The sequence below is a fragment of the Streptomyces sp. NPDC006134 genome, from assembly GCF_040628835.1.
Taxonomy (GTDB): Bacteria; Actinomycetota; Actinomycetes; order Streptomycetales; family Streptomycetaceae; genus Streptomyces.
On record NZ_JBEXTV010000025.1, the window covers coordinates 70,781 to 90,962 of the forward strand.

Annotated in this window: 13 protein-coding genes, 1 tRNA gene and 2 pseudogenes; 4 read left to right on the top strand and 12 right to left on the bottom strand. The window is 71.0% G+C overall.

The window, feature by feature from the left end; translation table 11 throughout:
* The first annotated feature begins 36 nt into the window (after positions 1 to 36).
* On the top strand, positions 37 to 1,170 hold the full coding sequence (locus ABZ340_RS18390) for a sugar phosphate isomerase/epimerase family protein (RefSeq protein ID WP_358782835.1): 1,134 nt from the start codon (positions 37 to 39) through the stop codon (positions 1,168 to 1,170).
* Between the two features lie 80 nt (positions 1,171 to 1,250).
* Here the strand turns inward: ABZ340_RS18390 and ABZ340_RS18395 are convergent, their stop codons facing one another.
* The 4 genes from ABZ340_RS18395 to ABZ340_RS18410 form a co-directional block, all read right to left on the bottom strand.
* Positions 1,251 to 2,639 carry an OFA family MFS transporter gene (locus ABZ340_RS18395; RefSeq protein ID WP_358782808.1) on the bottom strand — a complete coding sequence of 463 codons (1,389 nt, stop codon included), beginning with the start codon at positions 2,637 to 2,639 and terminating at the stop codon, positions 1,251 to 1,253.
* 123 nt (positions 2,640 to 2,762) lie between these two features.
* Positions 2,763 to 4,910: an acetate--CoA ligase family protein gene (locus ABZ340_RS18400; RefSeq protein WP_358782809.1), complete on the bottom strand. Its 2,148-nt coding sequence runs from the start codon at positions 4,908 to 4,910 to the stop codon at positions 2,763 to 2,765.
* 1 nt (position 4,911) lies between these two features.
* Positions 4,912 to 6,153, bottom strand: coding sequence for a formyl-CoA transferase (gene frc, locus ABZ340_RS18405; RefSeq protein ID WP_358782810.1), 1,242 nt, complete (start codon positions 6,151 to 6,153; stop codon positions 4,912 to 4,914).
* An 11-nt stretch (positions 6,154 to 6,164) separates the two neighbouring features.
* On the bottom strand, positions 6,165 to 7,847 hold the full coding sequence (locus ABZ340_RS18410) for a thiamine pyrophosphate-binding protein (RefSeq protein WP_358782811.1): 1,683 nt from the start codon (positions 7,845 to 7,847) through the stop codon (positions 6,165 to 6,167).
* 725 nt (positions 7,848 to 8,572) lie between these two features.
* Here ABZ340_RS18410 and ABZ340_RS18415 point away from each other — a divergent pair.
* Positions 8,573 to 8,657 (top strand) — tRNA-Leu (locus ABZ340_RS18415).
* A 109-nt stretch (positions 8,658 to 8,766) separates the two neighbouring features.
* Here the strand turns inward: ABZ340_RS18415 and ABZ340_RS18420 are convergent.
* From ABZ340_RS18420 to ABZ340_RS18455, 8 genes and pseudogenes are all read right to left on the bottom strand, one after another.
* Positions 8,767 to 9,899: pseudogene (locus tag ABZ340_RS18420) on the bottom strand (ISL3 family transposase); the annotation flags it as partial.
* 312 nt (positions 9,900 to 10,211) lie between these two features.
* Complete coding sequence (locus ABZ340_RS18425; protein WP_358782812.1) at positions 10,212 to 11,582, bottom strand: SMI1/KNR4 family protein; 1,371 nt, start codon at positions 11,580 to 11,582, stop codon at positions 10,212 to 10,214.
* A 351-nt stretch (positions 11,583 to 11,933) separates the two neighbouring features.
* Positions 11,934 to 13,031 carry a VWA domain-containing protein gene (locus ABZ340_RS18430; RefSeq protein WP_358782813.1) on the bottom strand — a complete coding sequence of 366 codons (1,098 nt, stop codon included), beginning with the start codon at positions 13,029 to 13,031 and terminating at the stop codon, positions 11,934 to 11,936.
* A gap of 414 nt (positions 13,032 to 13,445) precedes the next feature.
* Positions 13,446 to 13,601 carry a hypothetical protein gene (locus ABZ340_RS18435; RefSeq protein ID WP_358782814.1) on the bottom strand — a complete coding sequence of 52 codons (156 nt, stop codon included), beginning with the start codon at positions 13,599 to 13,601 and terminating at the stop codon, positions 13,446 to 13,448.
* Positions 13,602 to 13,626: 25 nt separating this feature from the next.
* A complete protein-coding gene (locus tag ABZ340_RS18440) occupies positions 13,627 to 14,358 on the bottom strand; it encodes an EcsC family protein (protein ID WP_358782815.1) in 732 nt (243 codons plus the stop codon).
* A 250-nt stretch (positions 14,359 to 14,608) separates the two neighbouring features.
* A pseudogene (locus ABZ340_RS18445) lies at positions 14,609 to 16,708 on the bottom strand (UvrD-helicase domain-containing protein).
* Positions 16,709 to 16,788: 80 nt separating this feature from the next.
* Positions 16,789 to 18,384, bottom strand: coding sequence for a serine/threonine-protein kinase (locus tag ABZ340_RS18450; RefSeq protein ID WP_358782816.1), 1,596 nt, complete (start codon positions 18,382 to 18,384; stop codon positions 16,789 to 16,791).
* Positions 18,385 to 18,486: 102 nt separating this feature from the next.
* Positions 18,487 to 18,987 (bottom strand): ATP-binding protein, encoded by a 501-nt coding sequence (locus tag ABZ340_RS18455; protein WP_358782817.1) that lies wholly within the window; start codon positions 18,985 to 18,987, stop codon positions 18,487 to 18,489.
* A gap of 162 nt (positions 18,988 to 19,149) precedes the next feature.
* Here ABZ340_RS18455 and ABZ340_RS18460 point away from each other — a divergent pair, with 162 nt between their 5' ends.
* Together ABZ340_RS18460 and ABZ340_RS18465 are read left to right on the top strand one after the other, a co-directional pair.
* Positions 19,150 to 19,977, top strand: a complete 828-nt coding sequence (locus tag ABZ340_RS18460; protein ID WP_358782836.1) for a helix-turn-helix transcriptional regulator — start codon at positions 19,150 to 19,152, stop codon at positions 19,975 to 19,977.
* Entirely contained in the window at positions 19,974 to 20,180 is a 207-nt protein-coding gene (locus ABZ340_RS18465; protein WP_358782818.1) for a DUF397 domain-containing protein, read from the top strand. Before ABZ340_RS18460 ends, ABZ340_RS18465 begins: the two co-directional genes overlap by 4 nt.
* The last annotated feature ends 2 nt before the right edge of the window (positions 20,181 to 20,182 follow it).

A 20,182-nucleotide genomic window follows, 5' to 3' on the forward strand; every position in this document is an offset into this window, starting at 1 on the left:
ACCGCGACCGACGCGGCCGCCGGCCCCGACGAGGCCCTGCGCCGCAGCCTCGGCGTAGGCCGCCGCCGCTTCCTCAGCACCTGCACCGCCGTCGCCGGCGCCGCGATCGCGGCCCCCGTCTTCGGTGCCTCGCCCGCCCTCGCCGCCCAGGACGCGGACAGAGCCCCCGGCCACGGACACGGCCACGGCGACGTCCTGGTCCCCGCCCACAAGCGTGGCATCATCCTCTACACCGTCCGCGACGCGACCGGCCGCGACCCCCTCGCCACCGACCTGCCCTCCGGCTTCCGCGAGGTCTTCAAGCAGCTCGCCCGCCACGGCTACCGCCAGGTCGAGTTCGCCGGCTACCGCCAGCACGCCAACGCGCCCGGCGGCGCCGACCTGGAGTCGGTCGCGGGCGCGAAGCTGCTGCGCTCCTGGCTCGACGAGTACGGCCTGCGCGCCCAGGGCAGCCACGGCTTCATCCCGCCGTCCTGGCCGCTGACCACCGCCGACCTGGACACCTTCAAGAAGCATCTGGAGATCGCCAACATCATCGGCATGGACCACATGGGCACCGGCGGCGACCCCACCGGCAGCTCCTACCGGGCCGACTGGGACGTGGCCGCCGACAAGTGGAACGCCCTCGGCGAGATCGCCCGCCGCGAGGGCATCAAGCTCTACACCCACAACCACGACGCCGCCTACGGCTTCCTGCTGGACGGTGGCCCGCTGGACGCGCAGGGCCGGCCCACCCGCAGCTCCGGCATCCGCAAGCTGGAGTACTTCCTGAAGGTCACCGACCCCAAGCTGGTGTGGCTGGAGATGGACATCTTCTGGGCGCACGTGGCCCAGTACAAGTTCCACACCTACACCGCCCACGACGGTTCCACCCGCGAGGACGTCTTCGACCCGGCCGGCCTGGTCGCCCGCCACGGCAAGCGCTACCCGCTGTTCCACGCCAAGGACGGCGTCGTCAGCACCACCAACGGCATGGGCTACGAGATGGTGCCGTTCGGCACCGGCGTCATCGACTACACGACGTTCTTCTCCCGCGTCGGGCACCGCAACTACCACAACCCGATGGTCGAGGACGACAACTCGCCGAGCGCCGCCGACCCCGCGCAGTCGCTGCGCGAGGCGAAGATCAGCTACGACAACCTTGCGGCCCTGCGCAGGCGCCGCCGCTGATCCCCGTACACACCGGACGCACCGGATACACCGGATACGCCGGGCGGCCCTTCCCGCACCGCGCGGGAAGGGCCGCCGTGTCACGCCGTCTCGTCGCCCAGCGGCCGAGGATTGGGCACGACGCGCTTGGCCCGCGGCCTGTCCGGCGCCTTCAGGAACAGTGCCAGCACCGCCGAGGCCAGCCCGATCGAACCCGCCAGGACGAACGCCCCCTCGTAGTCCCAGGCACCGACCACGACCGCGCCCATCCCGGAGCCGACGAGCCCGGAGACCAGCTTCGAGCTGTAGACCATGCCGTAGTTGGCGGCGTTGTGGTTCTCGCCGAAGTAGTCCGCGGTCATGGCCGCGAACAGCGGGAAGATCGCCCCGCCGCCGAAGCCGGAGACCATGGAGCACAGCAGGAAGAACGGCATGACGCCCATCCGGCCGGAGACCAGCACGCCGAACTGGGCGAGGCCGAGCACCACGCACACGACGACGAGCGTGGTACGGCGGCCGTAGCGGTCGGAGATCCAGCCGATCACCCCGCGCCCGGTGCCGTTGACGATGGCCTTCAGGGACATCGCGGTGGCCACGATCCCGCCCGCGAAGCCCATGTCCTTGCCGAACGGCACGAGGAAGGCGATGCCGAAGATGTTGATGCCGGCCGTGCACAGCAGGCAGAACCACATCTTCCACAGGACCGGGGTACGGGCGGCCTCCCTGGGGGTGTACTGCCGGACGGCCGGCGGGTTCTTCTCCAGCGCCCGGCGGATCTTCGGGTCGTCGGTCTGCCGGAGCGGGTCGACGTGCGCGGGCCACCAGTTCTTCGGCGGGTCCCTGAAGAACCAGCCGGCCGAGGCCACGACCAGGCACAGACCGACACCGGCCGAGACCAGCACCGTCTGGTAGTTGCCCAGGTCCATGTACGAGGTGAACAGGAACACGAACGGCACGGAGCCGTAGGCGAAGCCGCCGTTGACGAAGCCCGTCTTGCCGCCCTTGCGCTCCGGATACCACTTGCCGACCATGTTCACGCAGGTCGCGTAGACGAGGCCGGCGCCGATGCCGCTGCACATGCCGAAGCCGAGGTAGGCGACGACGACGTGCGGCGCGTACGCCAGCGACACGTAGCCCAGCAGGGTCCCGACCGCGCCGAGCAGCATCGCCGAGCGGGCGGGCAGCCTGCCGCTCTCCCGTAACTGCCCGGCGGGGAAGGCCACGGCGGCCTGGAAGAACACCCAGACGCCCATCAGCCAGAAGATGTGCCCGCTGCTCCACAGGTGGGCCTCGTGGAGCGTGTCCTCCGCCGACGTGAACGCGTACTCGGCGGAGCTGATGCCCATCATGCCGATCCACGGCAGGATGACCATCCACTTGCGTGGCCGCCCCATGATGTCGAGATCGGACTCGCCGATCCGGTACACGCGGCCGTTGCGGTCCGTCACCTCTCTGAAGGGGACGGACGTCGAGAATTTGGTGGTTGTCATATGACTCAGCGCCCCTTGCGTCGAAAGATCTGGCCAGCGCCCCCTGCCCACGTACCTTTCGTGTGCGCACGGGTCCCGGGGCCGGCCGACGCGCACCGCCGGCCGGCCCCGTGCTCCCTCAGCTCATGAACCACCACCCAGCAGCCCGGCCGCCCGCGCCCAGCGGTACTTCGCGCCGAGCACGGCCACCGGCCTCTCCGTCGTGTACGGATACGCCACGACCCCCCGCTCGAACAGGTACCGGCAGGCCGCCTCCACCTCGACGTCGCCGGCCAGAGAGGCCACCACCGGCTTCTCGACGCCGCGCGCCCGGAACTCCTCCACCACGCGCGCGGTGAGCTCGGCGAACACCATGGGGGGAGTGACGATGGTGTGCCAGTAGCCGAGGACCAGCGCGTGGATGCGCGGATCCTCCAGCCCCAGCCGGATCGTCGCCTCGTACGTCGACGGCGGCTCGCCCCCGGTGATGTCCACCGGGTTGCCCGCCGCCCCGAACGGCGGGATGAACGCCCTGAACGACGCGTCCAGATCCGGCGGAATCTCCATCAGCGACAGCCCGTTGTCGGTCACCGCGTCCGACAGCAGCACCCCGCTGCCGCCGGCCCCGGTGATGATGACGACGTTGTCGCCGCGGGGAGCGGGAAGCACCGGCAACGCGCGCGCGTACTCCAGCATCTCGTGCAGCCCGTACGCCCGGACGACCCCGGCCTGCTTCAGGATGTCGTCGTACACGGCGTCGTCCCCGGCCAGCGCCCCGGTGTGCGAACCGGCAGCCCGCGCGCCCGCCGCCGTACGCCCCGCCTTCAGGACGACGACCGGCTTCTTCGGCACGGTCGCCCGCGCGGCCTCCACGAAGGCGCGCCCGTCCTTGAGGTCCTCCAGGTGCATCGCGACGCACTCGGTGTGCGGATCCTCGCCGAACCAGGTCAGCAGGTCGTCCTCGTCCACGTCCGCCTTGTTGCCGAGCCCCACGATCGCCGACACGCCCGTCTTCGTGGTGCGGGCGAAGCCCAGGACGGCCATGCCGATGCCGCCCGACTGGGAGGTCAGCGCCACGCCGCCCTTGACGTCGTACGGGGTGCAGAAGGTGGCGCACAGGTCCTGCCAGGTGGAGTAGTAGCCGTAGATGTTCGGCCCCAGCAGCCGGACGCCGTACCGCTCGGCGATCGCCACGATCTCCTCCTGGAGCGCGTGTTCGCCGGTCTCCGCGAACCCCGACGGGATCAGCACGGCGTTGGGGATCCTCTTGCGGCCCACCTCCTCCAGCGCCGCGGCCACGAACCGCGCGGGAATCGCGAAGACCGCCACGTCCACCTCGCCGGGGACGTCGGTGACGCTCTTGTACGCCTTGCGGCCCAGGATGTCGTCGGCCTTGGGGTTCACCGGATGGATCTCCCCGGAGAAGCCCCCGTCGACGAGGTTGCGCATCACCGAGTTGCCGATCTTCCCGGGCTCGCTGGACGCGCCGATCACGGCCACCGACGACGGCTGCATCAGGCGGCGCATCGAGACGAGGATCTCCTCGCGCGTGTACCGCCGGCGTTCCCTGGGCGCCTCGGATGCGAGAACGACGCGGATGTCGGCCGCCACGGCGCCCCGGTCCGTGGCGATCACGGGGTTGAGGTCGACCTCCGCGATCTCCGGGAAGTCCGTGACCAGCCGGGACACCCGGCGGATCTGCTCGGCCACCGCCCACCGGTCCACCGCCGCCCGCCCGCGCACCCCGCGCAGCACCTCGGCCGCCCGGATCGAGTCCAGCATCGACAGCGCCTCGTCGGCGTCCACGGGCGCCAGCCGGAACGTGACGTCCTTCAGCACCTCGACGAGCACCCCGCCGAGCCCGAACGCCACCACCTTCCCGAACGTCGGGTCCGTCACCGCCCCGACGATGACCTCCTGCCCCTGGGGCAGCAGTTCCTGCACCTGGACGCCGTCGATACGGGCGTTCGCGTCGTACGCGCGCGCGTTGTCGACGATCCGGCGGAACGCCGCCCGCACCTCGGCCGCGCCCTCCACCCCGACGACCACGCCGCCGGCGTCGGTCTTGTGCGGGATGTCCGGGGAGACGATCTTCAGCACCACCGGTCCGCCGAAGCGCGCCGCGCACGCCACGGCCTCCTCGACGTCCCGCGCGAGCTCCTCGCCGGGTACGGCGATCCCGTACGCGTCCGCGATCACCTTGCCCTCGGGCGCGGTCAGCGCCGTGCGCCCCTCGGCCCGCACGGAGTCGAGCAGCGCGCGCACCCGCAGTGCCGGGTCCTCTGCCCTCACCTCAGATCACCCCGTCCGACTTCAGCAGGCGCAGCTCCTCGGCGCCGAGGCCGAGCTCACCGACGTAGATCTCCTCGTTGTGCTCGCCCAGCAGCGGCGAACTCGTCACCTCCACGGGGGAGTCGGAGAGCTTGAGCGGGCTGCCGACGGTCACGAACTCGCCCCGCTCGGGATGCGGTACGCGCACGACCATCTCGTTGGCGGCGAGCGAGGCGTCCTCGATGATCTCCTTGGTGGACAGGATCGGCCCGCACGGGATGCCGTGCGCGTTCAGCCGTTCCAGCACCTCCCACTTCGGCAGCGTGGCGGACCACTCCTCGATCAGCTGGAACATCTTGTTCAGCTTCGGCAGCCGGGCCTCGGGCGTCGCCCACTCGGGGTCGTCCGCCAGCTCCGGCCGGCCGATGAGCTCGGTGATCGGCTTCCAGCCGACGGGCTGCACGATGACGTACACGTAGTCGTTCGGGCCGCCCGGCGCGCACTTCACCGCCCAGCCGGGCTGGCCGCCGCCGGAGGCGTTGCCGGAGCGGGGAACCTCGTCGCCGAAGTCCTCGTTGGGATATTCGGCGAGTGGACCATGGGCCAGGCGCTGCTGGTCGCGCAGCTTCACCCGGCAGAGGTTGAGCACCGCGTGCTGCATGGCCACGTTCACCCGCTGCCCGCGCCCGGTGCGCTCTCGCTGGTACAGCGCCGCGAGGATGCCCGCCACGGCGTGGACGCCCGTGCCCGAGTCCCCGATCTGGGCCCCCGTCGCCAGCGGCGGCCCGTCCTCGAAGCCGGTGGTCGCCATCGACCCGCCCATGGCCTGCGCGACGACCTCGTACGCCTTGAAATCGGTGTACGGGCCCTCGCCGAACCCCTTGATGGAGGCGTAGACGATCCGTGGATTGATCTCCCTGACGCGGTCCCAGGTGAAGCCCATCCGGTCCACCGCGCCCGGCCCGAAGTTCTCGACCATGACGTCGGAACGCCGGATCAGCTCGGTGAGGAGTTCCTTGCCGCGCTCGGTCTTGGTGTTGAGGGTGATGCTCCGTTTGTTGCAGTTGAGCATCGTGAAGTAGAGGGAGTCGACGTCCGGGAGGTCGCGCAGCTGCCTGCGCGTGATGTCACCGGCCGGCGCCTCCAGTTTGACGACGTCCGCGCCGAGCCAGGCCAGCAGCTGGGTGGCGGAGGGCCCGGACTGGACGTGCGTCATGTCCAGGATGCGGATGCCGTCGAGGGCCTTGGCAGGAGTTCCGGTCATGAGGTCCCACCTCACTTGTACATGGTCTGGTTCATGGTTCCGGGGGCGTACGCGTCCGGGTCGATCCAGACGTTGATCAGGGACGGCTTGCCGGACTCGCGGGCCCGGCGCAGCGCGGGGCCGATGTCGGCGGGATCGCGCACCTCCTCGCCGTAACCGCCCAGCATCCGCGCGAACCGGTCGTAGGGGACGTCGCCGAGGGTGTTGCCGACCCGCTCGCGCTCCTTGCCGTACTTGGCGGCCTGGCCGTAACGGATCTGGTTCATGGAGGAGTTGTTGCCGACGATGCCGACGAAGGGGAGGTCGTAGCGGACCAGGGTCTCGAAGTCCCAGCCGGTGAGGGAGAAGGCGCCGTCGCCGAAGAGGGCGACGACCTCCTTGTCGGGCCGCGCCTGCTTGGCGGCCAGCACGAACGGCACCCCGACGCCGAGCGTGCCGAGCGGTCCCGGATCCATCCAGTGGCCCGGCGACTTGGGCTGCACGACCTGGCCGGAGAAGGTGACGATGTCGCCGCCGTCGCCGATGTAGACCGAGTCCTCGGTGAGGAAGTCGTTGATCTCGCCGACCAGACGGTAGGGGTGGATGGGGGAGGCGTCGGACCTGAGCTGCGGCAGCCGCTTGTCCAGCGCCGCCTGCTCGACGGCCCGCAGCTCGTCCAGCCACTCCTTGCGCCGCGAGGCGCCGCCGTTCACCCGCCCCGAGGCCGCCTCGGTCACCGACTTCAGCACCAGGCCGGCGTCGCCGACGATGCCGAGGCCGATGTCGCGGTTCTTGCCGACGGTGCGGTAGTCGAGGTCGATCTGCACCACCGTCGCCTCGGGCGACAGCCGCTTGCCGTAGCCCATGCGGAAGTCGAAGGGCGTGCCGACGACGACGATGACGTCGGCGTGGGAGAACGCGTACCGGCGGGAGAGCTGGAAGTGGTGCGGGTCGCCGGGCGGCAGGGTGCCGCGTCCGGCGCCGTTCATGTATGCGGGGATGTTCAGGGTGCGTACCAGCTCGACGGCGGCCTCGGTACCCCGGGTCGTCCACACCTGGCTGCCCAGCAGGATGGCCGGCTTGCGGGCGTGCACCAGCAGGTCGGCGAGCTTCTCGACCGCCTCCGGGTCGCCGGCCGAGCGGGTCGAGGCCCGGTAGGCGCCCGCCTTCGGCACCCGCGCCGTGGAGACCGGCACCTTGGCATCCAGCACGTCGCGCGGGATCTCCAGGAAGGAGGGGCCGGGCGCGCCGTGGTAGCACTCGCGGAACGCCATCGACACCATGTCCGCCGCCCGGGCCGTGTCCGGCACGGTCGCCGCGAACTTGGTGATGGGGTTCATCATGTCGACGTGCGGCAGGTCCTGCAGCGACCCCATCTTGTGCTGGGTCAGCGCCCCCTGCCCGCCGATCAGCAGCATGGGGGACTCCGCGCGGAAGGCGTTGGCGACACCGGTGACGGCGTCGGTCGTGCCCGGCCCCGCGGTGACGACCGCACAGCCCGGCTTGCCGGTGAGGCGCGCGTACCCGTCGGCCGCGTGGGCGGCGACCTGCTCGTGACGGACGTCGACGACCTCGATGCCTTCGTCGACGCAGCCGTCGTAGATGTCGATGATGTGGCCGCCGCACAGGGTGTAGATGCGGTCGACCCCTTCGGCCTTGAGGGCCTTGGCCACCAGGTGGCCGCCGGAGATCACGTCCTGGGTGTCGTCGGGCATGGCGAAGTCCTGTCCCTTCTCGAGGGGGAACGTCTCGCATACGCGCGGAAACTCGTCTCGCACGTCGTACATTGCATACAGTCGACGAATACTGTATGAAGCTTGTTATCCCGCATTCGGTGGGTGGTGTCCAGGGGGCGTGGGGCACTTTCGGACAGGAGCCGGAAGGGGCCTGTACGGACAGCGGGCAGGGGCGCTCTTCGGGGGACACGGCGTCGTGGTGCCGAGGGCCGCGCCATGGGGCGCGCAGGCGCGATCGCGTCCGTCGGCGCGGCGCCTTCGCCGTCGGCGACCTGCTCGTGCGCGCGGTGACGCGGGGGCCGGCGGGGGGAGCGGCTGCCCGGGAGCTTCCCCGAGTGCCGGCTCGCGCCGTAAGCGACGGGGCCGCCTCCGATCGCCCGCTCCGGCTGCACGCCTTGGCCCGATCCCACGCACCGGCCCAGTCATACGCCCCGGCCTGGTCGGGTGCTCCGCCTCGATCGCGTGCTCCGGCCCCGGACGGCCGGGGCGGTCCCCTCTCCCGCCGGCCGGTGTGCCACGGACTCGCGCGACCGGCGGCCCCGACCGGTGACCGGAAGATCACGCGCCGTGAAACCGCTGGTGAGGGGGGTGCCGCGGCGACGGCCGCCGCGCCCGCCGGGCGGAAGGGCAGGTGAAAGGCACTCCGAAACCTTGGTATTGTTGTCCATGTCGCCGCGGGGAACACCCCGCACGACAGACACCTGGTCCGGGTGGCGGAATGGCAGACGCGCTAGCTTGAGGTGCTAGTGCCCTTTATCGGGCGTGGGGGTTCAAGTCCCCCCTCGGACACATAGCCGAACGATACGTTCTTGAGGGCCTCGACCTGAGGGTCGCGGCCCTCGTGGCGTTTCAGCGGTCGATGGTGATCCCCGAGGCTTCGCAGAGTGACGTCTCGGCGCCGGGACGAGAGGGCGGGCCGGTCGCCCTCGGCACGGCCCTGATTGATCCTGGTTGATGTAGCGGACCAGAAGGTTCGAGCTGCCGGTGCAGCCCAGCTCCCTGATCTCCTGGAGGAGATGGGCGACGGGGACGGCCGGGTTCTCCGGTCGGCGCTTGCATAGGTGATCGCGGTAGGGGTCCACGAGGGTGGGCCGGTACTTGGGGACGCGGATGAGGCGCTCGGGCTCGGTGACGCGGCCATGGCGCTTGACGGTGTTCAAGGCGGGGTTCAGGCGCCGTGCGCATTCCGGCAGGCCGACTCCGCGCTCGCGCAGGGCGTGGCCCTGCTGCCGGCGCTCGCGTGTGGTGGCGGCCTGTCTCCCCTCGGCCGGGGGCGGGTCCGCTTTCGCCCAGCAGGTGCTGTGCACGGCGACTTCTTTGCGGACGGCCTCGGTGAGGTTGTGCCACAGGTGCCGGCGGTCGCTGATCTGGACCGCGTCGGGCAGGGCTCGGCGGACCGCCTCGGCATAGGTGGCCGATCCGTCCCGACACACGGTCTCGATGCCCGGATGTCCGCGCAGCCAGGCTTCCAGAGGGGCGGCTTCGCGGCCGGGCGGTACCTCAATCCGCTGGCCGGTCTCGGCGTTGATGATGATCGTGGCGTAGCTTTGCCGGCGCCGCAGGGCGAAGCCGTCGACTCCGATCACCCGCGGGATCCGCACCGTCGGCACGGGCACCCGCCGCGGCCGCCGCAGGGCGGAGACGTACGACACGGGTACGGCCGGCGATCGGGCGAGTCGGGCGGACGCCCGGCCGCACAACTCCTTGACCAGCTCGGAGAGCCGACCGGTCAGACGTGGGGTGCGGCGCTGATGGCGCTCCGGAAGCCCGGGAACCTGCTCTCGGAAGGTCTGCCGCCTGCAGCCCAGGACCGGACAGACCAGCCGCCGTATTCCGCACCCGGACCACGGCCTGCCGGCCGTCGACCGGTACATCCCGCACCATCCGGCCGTGATGCCCGTGGACCCTCCCCGTCACGACCCCGCACGCAGGACAGGGAACGGGAACATCCCGGGCCCGAGCCGTAACCCGGACTGTCTCGCCACCGTCCGCCACATCCTCGATGGCCAACGCCAACAACCCCGAAAACACCGTTCCTGCAAGCGCGTTCGCATCATGCACGCTCAATGACCACAGGCGGGCACTCACCGTCACCACCGACTACGGAACAGACCCGTTCGTTTGACAGACCGGGGTCGGCAGGCGGAGCCGGTACACGGGACTCGGACACGGCTGCGGCTTCCGGTACTCGTCCGCAAGCCCTGGCCGGAGTCGACGAGTGCCGGGCCGACGGGGACACGCCTGCTCCGGTCCAGGACCTTGATCGACCGGTCGCGTCGCTCCACTGGCTCGACGTGACCGAGAGGGCCGTGGGACGGCGGCCTCCCTCATCGGCGAGGTGACTCATGAGGCCGTTCCCTCCAGCACCGTGATGTCGGTGATCGGCGGCCGACCGCAGAGGGCGAGGATCTCGTTGGCGAGGGCGATGGTCTGCAACGGGTTGTCCCGCTGCCGGTGGGCCTCGATGCCCGCGGCGAGAAGCCCGGTGGGCACGGCCCCCGCATCGAGGAGGACGCGCCACTCCGCGGGCGGGAGTTCCAGATACTCGAGGTGGGTGAGCCGGGAGATCTCACAGGGATCGGCGAGAGAACCGGGATGGGCGGAGAGGGTCCGCAGGCGCGGCAGGCCGAAGGCGGGGGCGAGACTGAGGGGCTCCTTCTCCCACACCCCGATGCTGAGGACCTCCAGGCCGGGGTGGGCGGCGGCCTCGATGCCGGGGAGGGAGACGCGATTGACGTGGGCGACGAGTGGCAGCCGTTCGGCTCTTTGGACCGGCCGGCCGTCGAAGTGGCGGTGGACGACCATGTCGGTGAGGGAGTCGGCGACCAGCCCGGCGCCGATGTTCCCCTCGTGACCGATGACGATCACCTGTCCGACGTGCCCGTCCGGACCCGGTGTGAGGTCGACGGCGATACGGTCCCCGCCGCCGTTGTCACCGAAGACGATCCAGCCCGGCGAGCCGACAAGCCCCTGCACGGCGTCCTCCGGCCCCGTCTCGACCGCCGCCATGGCGCCGAACCGCCACAGCACACGCCGGGAAGCCGCGTCGGCGACGTACACCTCGCCGAGGGGAAGGAGTTCGCAGCCGATGGTGTCGTACGGCTCCCGGTAGTCGTCCCAGTCCTCGTACCGGCCCCGGACGACCTGGTACAGGGCCCTCAGCTCGGCGGGCAGAGGCATGCCCAGGCGCGCCTCGGCCGCTGCGATCTCCCCCTCGGAGGCGCCCACCGCGTCCGGGAGCCGTTCGCGAAGAGTGCGCTGCAGCAGTTCCACGTCCGCGGACGGAGCCGGTACCGCGTCCGGCACCGGATCGGGCAGGCGGCGCACCGGCTCGGGCAGTGCTCCGTCCGCGAGAAGGAGTGTGCCCGGGTGCGCGGTCGCGACACCCGGCTCCACGGAGGAGCCCGGGCCGATCAGATGCAGCCGGACATCACCGGGAGCGGAAGAGGCCTCCACGACGAAGGAGACACCGTCGCTCCCGTCCTCCTCGAGCGCTTCGACGATCCGGCCCACGGCGTCGAACTGCTCCTGGTTGTCGGAGATCTGTGAGGCGCGCCCCGGCTGCGGCGGCCGGAACGGCAGCGGAACACTCCATGCCCCGGGACTGATCTGCCCCGCCACGTGCCGGCCGGGCGTGGAGAGCGTCTCCGCGTGGGCGACGTGCAAGAGGCGCAGCAGGGGTTGCCAGGTGGCGAAGTCATGGAGCGAGGGCACGAGAAGACCTCCTGAAGGTGTGCTCGCTGATTTCGGATCATGGGCGGGGCGCCGACGGCACGAGGCGCTCCCGGGGGCGGAAACGGCCCGGGGGAAGGAGGCCTGCCTTCGGCCTGCGGTTCGGCGCCGTCACCGACGGGTCTTGACCTGGAATTCCATGCCCGGACCGCCCGTTCGTCGACGGGCGGGCGGCCCGGCGGCTTCATCGGCAGCGACAACGCACGGCGCACGACTGTGCGACGAGGACCCGTGCGGGACTGTTCCTCCCACGGAGCCGCCCGGCGTACGCGGCGGTTCGGGGCGTCGGCGCCGGCCGGAACGCCGGCTCGGCCGCCGGACCGGCGCTTCCGGCTACAGCAGGACGAGCAGCCTGGTCCCCGGGACCAGCTTCCTGTTGACCGAGGTCGACTGGACGAACACGGTGTAGGCCTCGTTGCTCCCCGGCGTCACCGTGACCTCCGTCGACGGCAGGCCCAGGAGCTGACGGGCGGCGGGACCGGTGAACACCTTCCCGGTCATCCGGCCGGTGGCCGGGTCCTTCTCCGCCACGGCGATCTGCTTGTTGGCCTGGATCTTCTCGCGCTTGGACAGCTCGTAGAAGGCGCAGCCGGTCTTGTACGGGTGCCCGGCGCTGGTGACGAAGTCGCGGATCGACGTCCGCTGGTCCACCGGGATCAGGACGTACTTGCCGGCGTCCAGGGCCCGGAGGTTGGACTTCACGTCCGCCGCGCTGAGGTCCTGCCCCATCGCGAAGAGGTTCCTGGTGCCGCGCACGCCCTGCTCGCGGTCCCGCAGGAACTTCGTCGCGGCCGTCTTGACGGTGCCGATCGCCTCCTCGACGCCCTGGTCCGAGTCCGCGTCCCAGATCGAGATGTTGCCCGTCGGGAAGCCGTACTGCTGGGCGGTGCGCTTGGCCAGGGAGTTCGGCACCATGATGGCCGAGGTCCAGTGGTCCGGCAGGCTGTTCATCTTGTCCGAGATCCGGCCCAGCCACTCGTCCAGGACGGCGCGGCCGTCGGGAAGAAGGTCGTGGCGCGCGCCCGTCCTGTCGGCACCGGAGGCGTTCTCCTCGCCGTCGGTGACGACGACCTGGAGGAAACTGTGCTCGCCGTACTCCTCCCATATGTGGCCGAGGTCGTCGAGCGCCTTCACCGACGCCTGGATCAGCGCCGTCGCGCCGTTCTCGACGGTGTACAGGCCCCGCATGGACGGCAGGTGCTTGACGTCCATGTCCCACACCAGGTTCTCAACCAGGTGGTCGAAGGCGTAGAGGCTGATCCGGGTCTCGTGGCCGAGCCTGTCGGACTCCTCCTTCAGCCCTTTCACGAACTCGTCCACCACTCGGATGAGCTGCTCCGAGTGGCCCTTCATCGAACCGGACTTGTCGATGACGAGAGCGACGTGGTTCACAAAGTGCTTCTTGAGCCGGTCCCTCACCGTAGCGCTCATCGTGTCCATCCCCTTCCGATCGTTCTCCCGGACCGCGGCAGCGTCCTGCGGAGACACGGCTTCCCGACGAGGACTCGCCAGCCGCCGTGCGGCCGCCCATGCCTTCGAGCGTCGTGAGCACCGGCGGTGAAAGGACGTCAGGGAACCCCCGGAACACCCTCCTCCGTCGGCAGACGTCTCCTTCCGGGCTGCACACCCCGGCATGGACTTCTGGTCCGTCCAGATGATGGCTCCACCTTATGGAGGGGCACTGACAATGGGTGTGAGCTGCGGTTTGGCGCGGGCACCCATCGGGGGCCGGTGATGGGGACATGCTCGCCGCCGGACAGGGCCGACGGGGAGGGCTCGCCCGTGTGCGGGCGAGAACACCGTGCTCCCCTGCGCCTGATACGGGGGGAGCACGGTGACGGTAGGTCAGGGGACCGCGATGGCGGCGGGGGTCTCGCCCCGGCCGGGTGCGGTCGGCACGTCACCCTCGTCGAGCACGGCGTCCTTCGTCTCCTTGCCGACCGTCAGCACGACGAGGACCGGGCTGACGGCGCAGGAGATCCTGGAACCCGTGCGGCGCACCTCGTCCGCTTGGTTCGCTTCTCCGTCACTCCGGCTCCTCTGCCCGCAGGGTGTCGCCGCGCAGGGCCTTGTCCGTGGCCCGTCCGATGACAGCGGTGGCTCCCGCGTCCACGGCGCCTCCGACGATGCCTCCCAGGATCGGGATCCCCTTGGCGAGCGTGATCGCGGCGCGCTTGGTTCCGTACTTCGCGACGAGATGGGTTCCGGCCTTCTTGTTGATCGCCCGGATCACCGTGATCGGGATCTTTTTGATCATCTGCTCGCCGAGCTTCTGACCCATCTTCACGCCGAAGGCGGCCAGGACGTTCTGCGCGCTCATCCCGATCGCGAGCATCATCGCGACGGTCCGCACGTGCGGATCACCGATGTCCCATCCCCGCAGGTGCGCGATGGAACCGGCCATCCGCATGTTGATGGCGAGGGAAGCGGCCACGTTCGCGGGGATCGTCACGCCTGCGGTGATCAGACCTCCGAGCCCGGTGACGAACCCCTGGGTCCCGGCCGCGGCCACGGACTCCTTGATGAGGCGGGCGACGACCGCGTCGATGACGTCCTTCATGTCCTCGGGAGAACGGCGCTCCTCGTCGCCGGGTGCCCGGTAAGCGTCACCCTGCCGGCGTGAAAGACGGTCCTCAGCCCAGGCCACCGATCCCGTGACCGGCCCCACGCCGTTCACCATGACCTTCTCCGCGAGATCGGCGACCCACCGCCCGGCCTTCTCGACCGCTCCCTCGTCAGGAGTCTTCTCGTCGGCCATTGCACACCCCTTCCGCGAGCGCCCCACCGAGGGACGTCCCGCACTGCTGCGGGCAGGAGGAGGATTCCGGTCCCGGGCACCCCCGGCAAGGCCGCGGGCGGCTGAAGCCGCACCCCCCTCGCCACCGCCCGTCCACCCCTCGCGCCACGACGTCCTTCGCCGTGCCGCCTCTACGAGCCGAAGCGGCCACATCCTTTCACGCGCTTGAAAGCGTCGTCAAACAACTCTGGTTTGCTTGTGTGCGCTTGGATCAGGGATGGCCGGCGGAGCGCGCGGGCTGTCCCTCTCCGCAACCGGCCTCCACCAGGAACGGGCTCGGCTGCCCGGTCCACGACACGTACAGGCCGTCCCGGGCCCGGCTGCAGGCGACGAACAGCAGGCAGCGCTCCGCGACGAGATCGGCCTCGTGCCGGAGCCGGTCGACCTCCTCCGGGGTGATGGCCGAAGGGTTCGGCAGGGCACGGTCGTCGACGCCGACGACGGCGGTGGAGCGGTACTCGAGCCCCTTGAGGTGTGCATCGTGCCCACGTTGACCGCGTCGTCGGCGCGGGCGGCCCCTGCGCGGACCCGGCTGGCGGGGACCCCGGCCCCGATCAGGCGGTCCTTGACCTTCTCGCAGGTCTTGTTGAACCGCGCGCAGCTCCCGGTCTCCCCGTACGCGGCGCCACCGTCCACCCACGCGCGCACCTGCTCGACCAGGGCGTCGGGTTCGGCCTCCTCCGTCTTCGCCGCGTGGACGCGCGGCCCGGAGCCGTGCAGGGCGGAGCTGTATCCGATCAGGGTGTCGTGCCGTCCGCTGTCGGCCAGTTCGGCGTAGGGGCGGCCGAGCAGGAGTGCCGTCGCCCAGCTGAGGATCTCGTGGGTGGAGCGGTAGTTCCTGCGCAGCTTGGTCGAACGGCCGGCGACGTTGATGCCGAGGGACTTCAGCGACCCCCGGTTGTCGTAGATCCGCTGGTGCGGGTCGCCCGCGATGAACAGGCCGTCGGGGCGGCGCGGAGCGGCCGCGCGGAGCATCCGCCACCGGGCCGGGGGGGGGTCCTGGGCCTCGTCGACGACGACGTGCCGGTAGCACGGCCCCTGCTCGGTCAGCAGGTCGGTGGCCGCCACGCAGGTGCCGAGGTAGGTGCGCAGCCCGTCCTCGGCCAGCCGCCGGGTGAACTCCTCCACGGTCCGCCACACCAGCGGCCGGGCGGAGGCGGGCAGCGCGCTGCCGCGGCCCCGGCGCTCGCAGCGCTCGTACTGCTCCCGGCTGCGGAGGTCCTGGGCGAGGACGGCGTGCTTGTACTCCTGGGCGAGGAACTGCGGGGTGCCGGTGAAGCCGGTGGCCTGCGCGGCCTGTTCCCACCGTGCGGTCTCCTCGTACCCGGTCGCGCAGGTCCGGGTCGTCGACGAGCAGGCAGAGCCCTTCGGTGAGGGAGTCCACGAGGGCGTTGGTGAAGGTGGTGAGGAGGATGCGGTCGCCGTCGCGCAGGTGCCGCAGCAGGTGCCGCACCCGGTGGAGGGCGACGACGGACTTTCCGGTGCCGGGCCCGCCGGACACCTGCGCGGGGCCGGAGTACGACGGACGGTAGGCGACCTTGTGCTGGGCGGGGTGCAGGAAGACCCGCCAGGCGGCGAACGGCTTGTCGAGGATGTCGCGCAGTTCCTCGGCGTCCGTGACGACGGCGATCCGGGAGCGGGTGTGCGCGATGGCGGTCGCGTAGTCGGTGGTGTCGACGGGCTCCCGGGAGGCCGCGTCGGCCAGCGCCGGCACGACGACCTCCTGCCACGTCTGCTCGACGCTCGCGCCGAGGGCCAGGTGCTCCAGCACTTTGTACTGGTCCGGCGGGAAGAACCGCCCGAAGACGTCGAGCTGTTCCAGGCTGGTCAGCACGCGTGCCTGCGCGAGGGTGGTGGCGTCGATGCCGAGCGCGGCCATCTCCCCGCCGGAGATCTTCGCGAAGAGCCGCTGCTCCTCTGCGGGCGCGATGCGCTCGTAGGCGGGGGTCAGCTCCTCCAGGGTGGCGATCTCGCGGAGCTCCACGGCGCCGGTGACGGCGTTGATGGTCGCCTTCTGCTTCACCGCCCACTCGGTGGCCTCGTCGTGCGGGCCGACTCGGAGCAGCACGAAAGTGTCGCCCGTCTCGGGCGCGAGGACCACGCCGCGGTATCCCTGGGTGATCCGTATGGTCCGGATCTGCCGGTTCTTGGCGCCCTTGAGGGATTCCAGCTTCAGGCCCGGGTCCTTGAAGAGCTGGTCGAGGGTAAGCCGCTCGAACTTCTCCCAGGCGTCGAACACGCCGTTCCTGACGTGCTTTTCGAGTTTCTTCAGCTGCTGACAGAAGGCCTTGTCGAGGGCGAGGTGCGATATGATGGGATTTTAGGCCGCCGCGGCGGGGCCGCAGGCCGTCCGGGCGTTCGCGCACCAGCTTTCCGGCTGGGCCGCGCTGGTCACGCGCCGCCGCCGAGTTCCCGGCGGAGCATGGCCAGGACCTCCGCGGCCTCGACGGCCACGTCGTGGCACGGGCCGTGGACGAGCACCACGTCCTCGTACAGGGCTTCCAGCCAAGCCAGGGCCTCCTCCGGGGCGCCCTGGCCGAGCAGCAGCATGCCGATGTCGCGGCGCAGTTCCACCGCCGCGTCGCTGACGTCGCTCTCGACGGCCCGCTCCACCTCGAGGACCGCCCGCAGCTCCGCCAGTGCCTCGGTCACCTGGCCGAGTTCGCCGCGGCAGCGGGCGGCCTGGGCGCGGCAGTCGCGGGCGGCTTCACTGGTCGACCCGTTGATGCGGGCGAACGCCTCGGCCAGCGCCTCGAACTCGGGCAGGGCTGCCCGGTGGTCGCCCGCCAGCTGCCGGCTGACCGCCCGGCGCTGCCGCAGCCTCAGGACGGCCTTGTTCTCGGCGCCCAGGGCCCGCGCCAGCGGCTCGATCATCTCGCCCGCGACCTCGGCGGCCTGCGTGTAGCGCTCCTCCTCCATGAGGGCGATGTAGTGCTCGTCGACCTCTCGCAGCCGGGCCCGCAGCAGCTCCCGTTCGGGCGGCGAGACCACGTACGCGGCGCCCGGGCCGGGCGCCGCCGTGTCCGGGGCGACGCGGGGGTGGCTCTCGGCCCGGGCGCGGGGCGCGTAGGGGCGGCGGTAGAGCCCGGTCGGGTCCGGCGCTCCGGGCGGCCCGGCCTCCCCGAGTGCGGAGGACTCCCCGGGCGCGGGCAGGAAGGGCATCAGCCGCTCGTACACCTCCTGCACGTCCGCCGGCCGGCTCTCCGGGGTCTTGCGGAGCAGGTGCAGGACCAGCGCCTCCAGCTCCTCCGGCACGTCCGCGCGCAGCCGCCGCAGCGGGGTGGGCGCGGCCCGGACGTGCCGGTCCATCAGCTCGAAGTCGCTGCGCGCGCTGAACAGCGGCTTGCCGCAGAGGAGTTCGTGGAGCACGCAGCCGAGGGCGTAGAGGTCGGTGCGCGGGGTGACCCGGGTGCCGCGCACCTGCTCGGGCGACATGTACTGGTGCGTGCCGATGGGCCGGCCGGAGGCCGTCAGCCTGGTGACGTCGGTCTGCAGGATCGCCGCGACGCCGAAGTCGAGAACCTTCACCGTGCCGTCCCGCGCGACCAGGATGTTGGACGGCTTGAGGTCGCGGTGCACCACGGGCACGTCGTGCGCGTACGACAGCACGGTGGCGACCTGCGCGGCGACCGCCACCGCCCAACTGACGGGGAGGGGCCGCTCCTCGTGCACGTACCGGGTGAGGGGGACGCCCTCCACCAGCTCCATGACGAGGAACAGGTGCTCGTGGGTGCTGTCGAGGACGGCGTCGTACACCTGCGGGACGCCCGGGTGCTGGATGCGGGCGGTGATCCGCGCCTCGCGGCGGAAGCGCCGCTCCAGCTCCTCGGCCAACTGCGGCGTGGCGGCGACGGCCTGCGGCCGGATCCGCTTCACGGCGACCGGCCGGTCCAGCACCGCGTCGTAACCCCGCCACACGTCGCCCATACCGCCGTTGCCGAGCCGCTCCAGCAGCTCGTAGCGGCCCGCGATCGGTTTGTCCGGCACCTGTCCCCGCCCCGCGTCCTCACTGGCGCTCGCCCGTTCCCCCCGAGCCCCGTCGATCGCGGCCAGTTTCCCCGGAAAGGGATCACTGCGTCCAGCCCGGCCCTACGAGGGCGCGGCGGACGGCCCGTATCGCGCCACCGCGGCCACCGTGTACTCGGCCCGGACCGTCTTGCCGGGGCCGTCCGGGCGCGGTGCGCAGCCCCAGCGATCGGCGAGGGCCTCGACCAGGAGCAGACCGCGTCCGCTGGTACGGACGGGGCCGGCGGCAGGGGCGGCGGCGGGCTCGGGAAGCGCGTCACCCCGTGTGTCGGTGACCTCCACGCGGACGGTGAGGGAGGGGGTGCCGGGCGCGGCGTGAGCAAGGAGGTGGACGCGGAAGTCGCGGCCGGTCACGTGGCCGTGGGTGACGGCGTTGGCGGTGAGCTCGGAGACGAGCAGGCTCAGCACGTCGTGGTCGTCGCTGCCGTACGGCACGCCCCAGGAGTCGAGCCGTTCCGCGCAGAGCCGACGGGCCAGGCGCGCGCCCCGGGGCGTGGAGCTGAAGCGGAGGGTGAAGCAGGTGTGGGCGGGGGTCGCCGGTGCGGGTTGTTCCGTTCGGTTCATGCACGCAGCGTCGCCGGGTGTGGCCTAGCGTGACCAGTGGTGACGCGCCGACGCGGTGGGGAGTACCCGGGGGCGCGCACCGTGTACGGGACGGTACGGCCGCGTGAGCGGGAAGTGGGGTGTGCGGTGGTGGACGACAGGGAGAACGGCGCCGGTGCCGAGGTGCCGGGGCAACGGCACACCGAGGAGGAGCCGGCCAGGGGCCTGATCGGCGCGTTCGGACGGCAGTTGAAGCTGCTGCGGACGCGGGCGGGGCTGGACCGGGCCGAGTTCGGCAAACGGGTCGGGTACTCGGCCGACACGATCGCCTCGTACGAGCAGGGACGGCGGGTTCCGCAGCCTCGGTTCATCGAGCGGGCGGACGACGTGCTGGACGCGGGTGGGGTGTTGGTGGCCATGAAGGAGGAGGTCGGCCGGGCACGTTATCCCGTCTTCTTCCAGAACGCCGCCCGGCTTGAGGCGAAGGCGTCAGCACTGAATGTGTACGCCGTCTACGCCGTACCAGGCTTGCTGCAGACCGAGGCTTACGCCCGGGCCGTCTTCCACATGGAACGCCCTCTGCTGAGCGACGAGGTGATCGAGGAAGGACTTGAGGCACGCCTGCAGCGACAAGAAATCTTCAACCGCCGACCGGCTCCCCTGATGAGCTTTGTCATCGAGGAGGCGGTCCTCAGGAGGCCGCTGGGCGGGACGCACGTTCTACGGGAGGTGCTGGAGCACATCCTGCTTCTCGGTCAGTCCCGGAACGTGGAGATCCAGGTCATGCCGACCGGGCGTGCCGACCACGGAGCACTCGGAGGCCCCTTCACCTTGATCGACACTGATGACGACCAGCGGATCGCGTACGCCGAAGTGCAGGACCACAGCCGTCTTCATACGGACACCAAGTATGTACGCACGCTTGAAGCGCGTTATGGCATCCTCCGGTCACAGGCGCTGACCCCGAGCGAGTCGGCAGCGTTCATCGTGCAACTGATGGGAGAGACATGAGCGCCCAGCGGACCGAGCCGTCTGTAGGCGATATCGCATGGTTCAAGAGCAGCTACAGCACGGGTAACGGCGGTGAGTGCATCGAGGTTGCTGCTGCTTCCAACGCCGTTCTGGTTCGGGACTCGAAACAGTCCGCGGGACCTGTCCTGACGCTCGGGCGACAGGCCTGGGCCGACTTCGTCGGGCTGGCCGCACACGAGTGAGG

Bases quoted from the DNA above. Each gene is read 5' to 3' on its own strand.
- ABZ340_RS18395 (WP_358782808.1), bottom strand. From the start codon at position 2,639: ATGACAACCACCAAATTCTCGACGTCCGTCCCCTTCAGAGAGGTGACG.
- frc (WP_358782810.1), bottom strand. From the start codon at position 6,153: ATGACCGGAACTCCTGCCAAGGCCCTCGACGGCATCCGCATCCTGGAC.
- ABZ340_RS18410 (WP_358782811.1), bottom strand. From the start codon at position 7,847: ATGCCCGACGACACCCAGGACGTGATCTCCGGCGGCCACCTGGTGGCC.
- ABZ340_RS18430 (WP_358782813.1), bottom strand. From the start codon at position 13,031: ATGAGCGCTACGGTGAGGGACCGGCTCAAGAAGCACTTTGTGAACCAC.
- ABZ340_RS18440 (WP_358782815.1), bottom strand. From the start codon at position 14,358: ATGGCCGACGAGAAGACTCCTGACGAGGGAGCGGTCGAGAAGGCCGGG.
- ABZ340_RS18455 (WP_358782817.1), bottom strand. From the start codon at position 18,987: ATGAACCGAACGGAACAACCCGCACCGGCGACCCCCGCCCACACCTGC.
- ABZ340_RS18465 (WP_358782818.1), top strand. From the start codon at position 19,974: ATGAGCGCCCAGCGGACCGAGCCGTCTGTAGGCGATATCGCATGGTTC.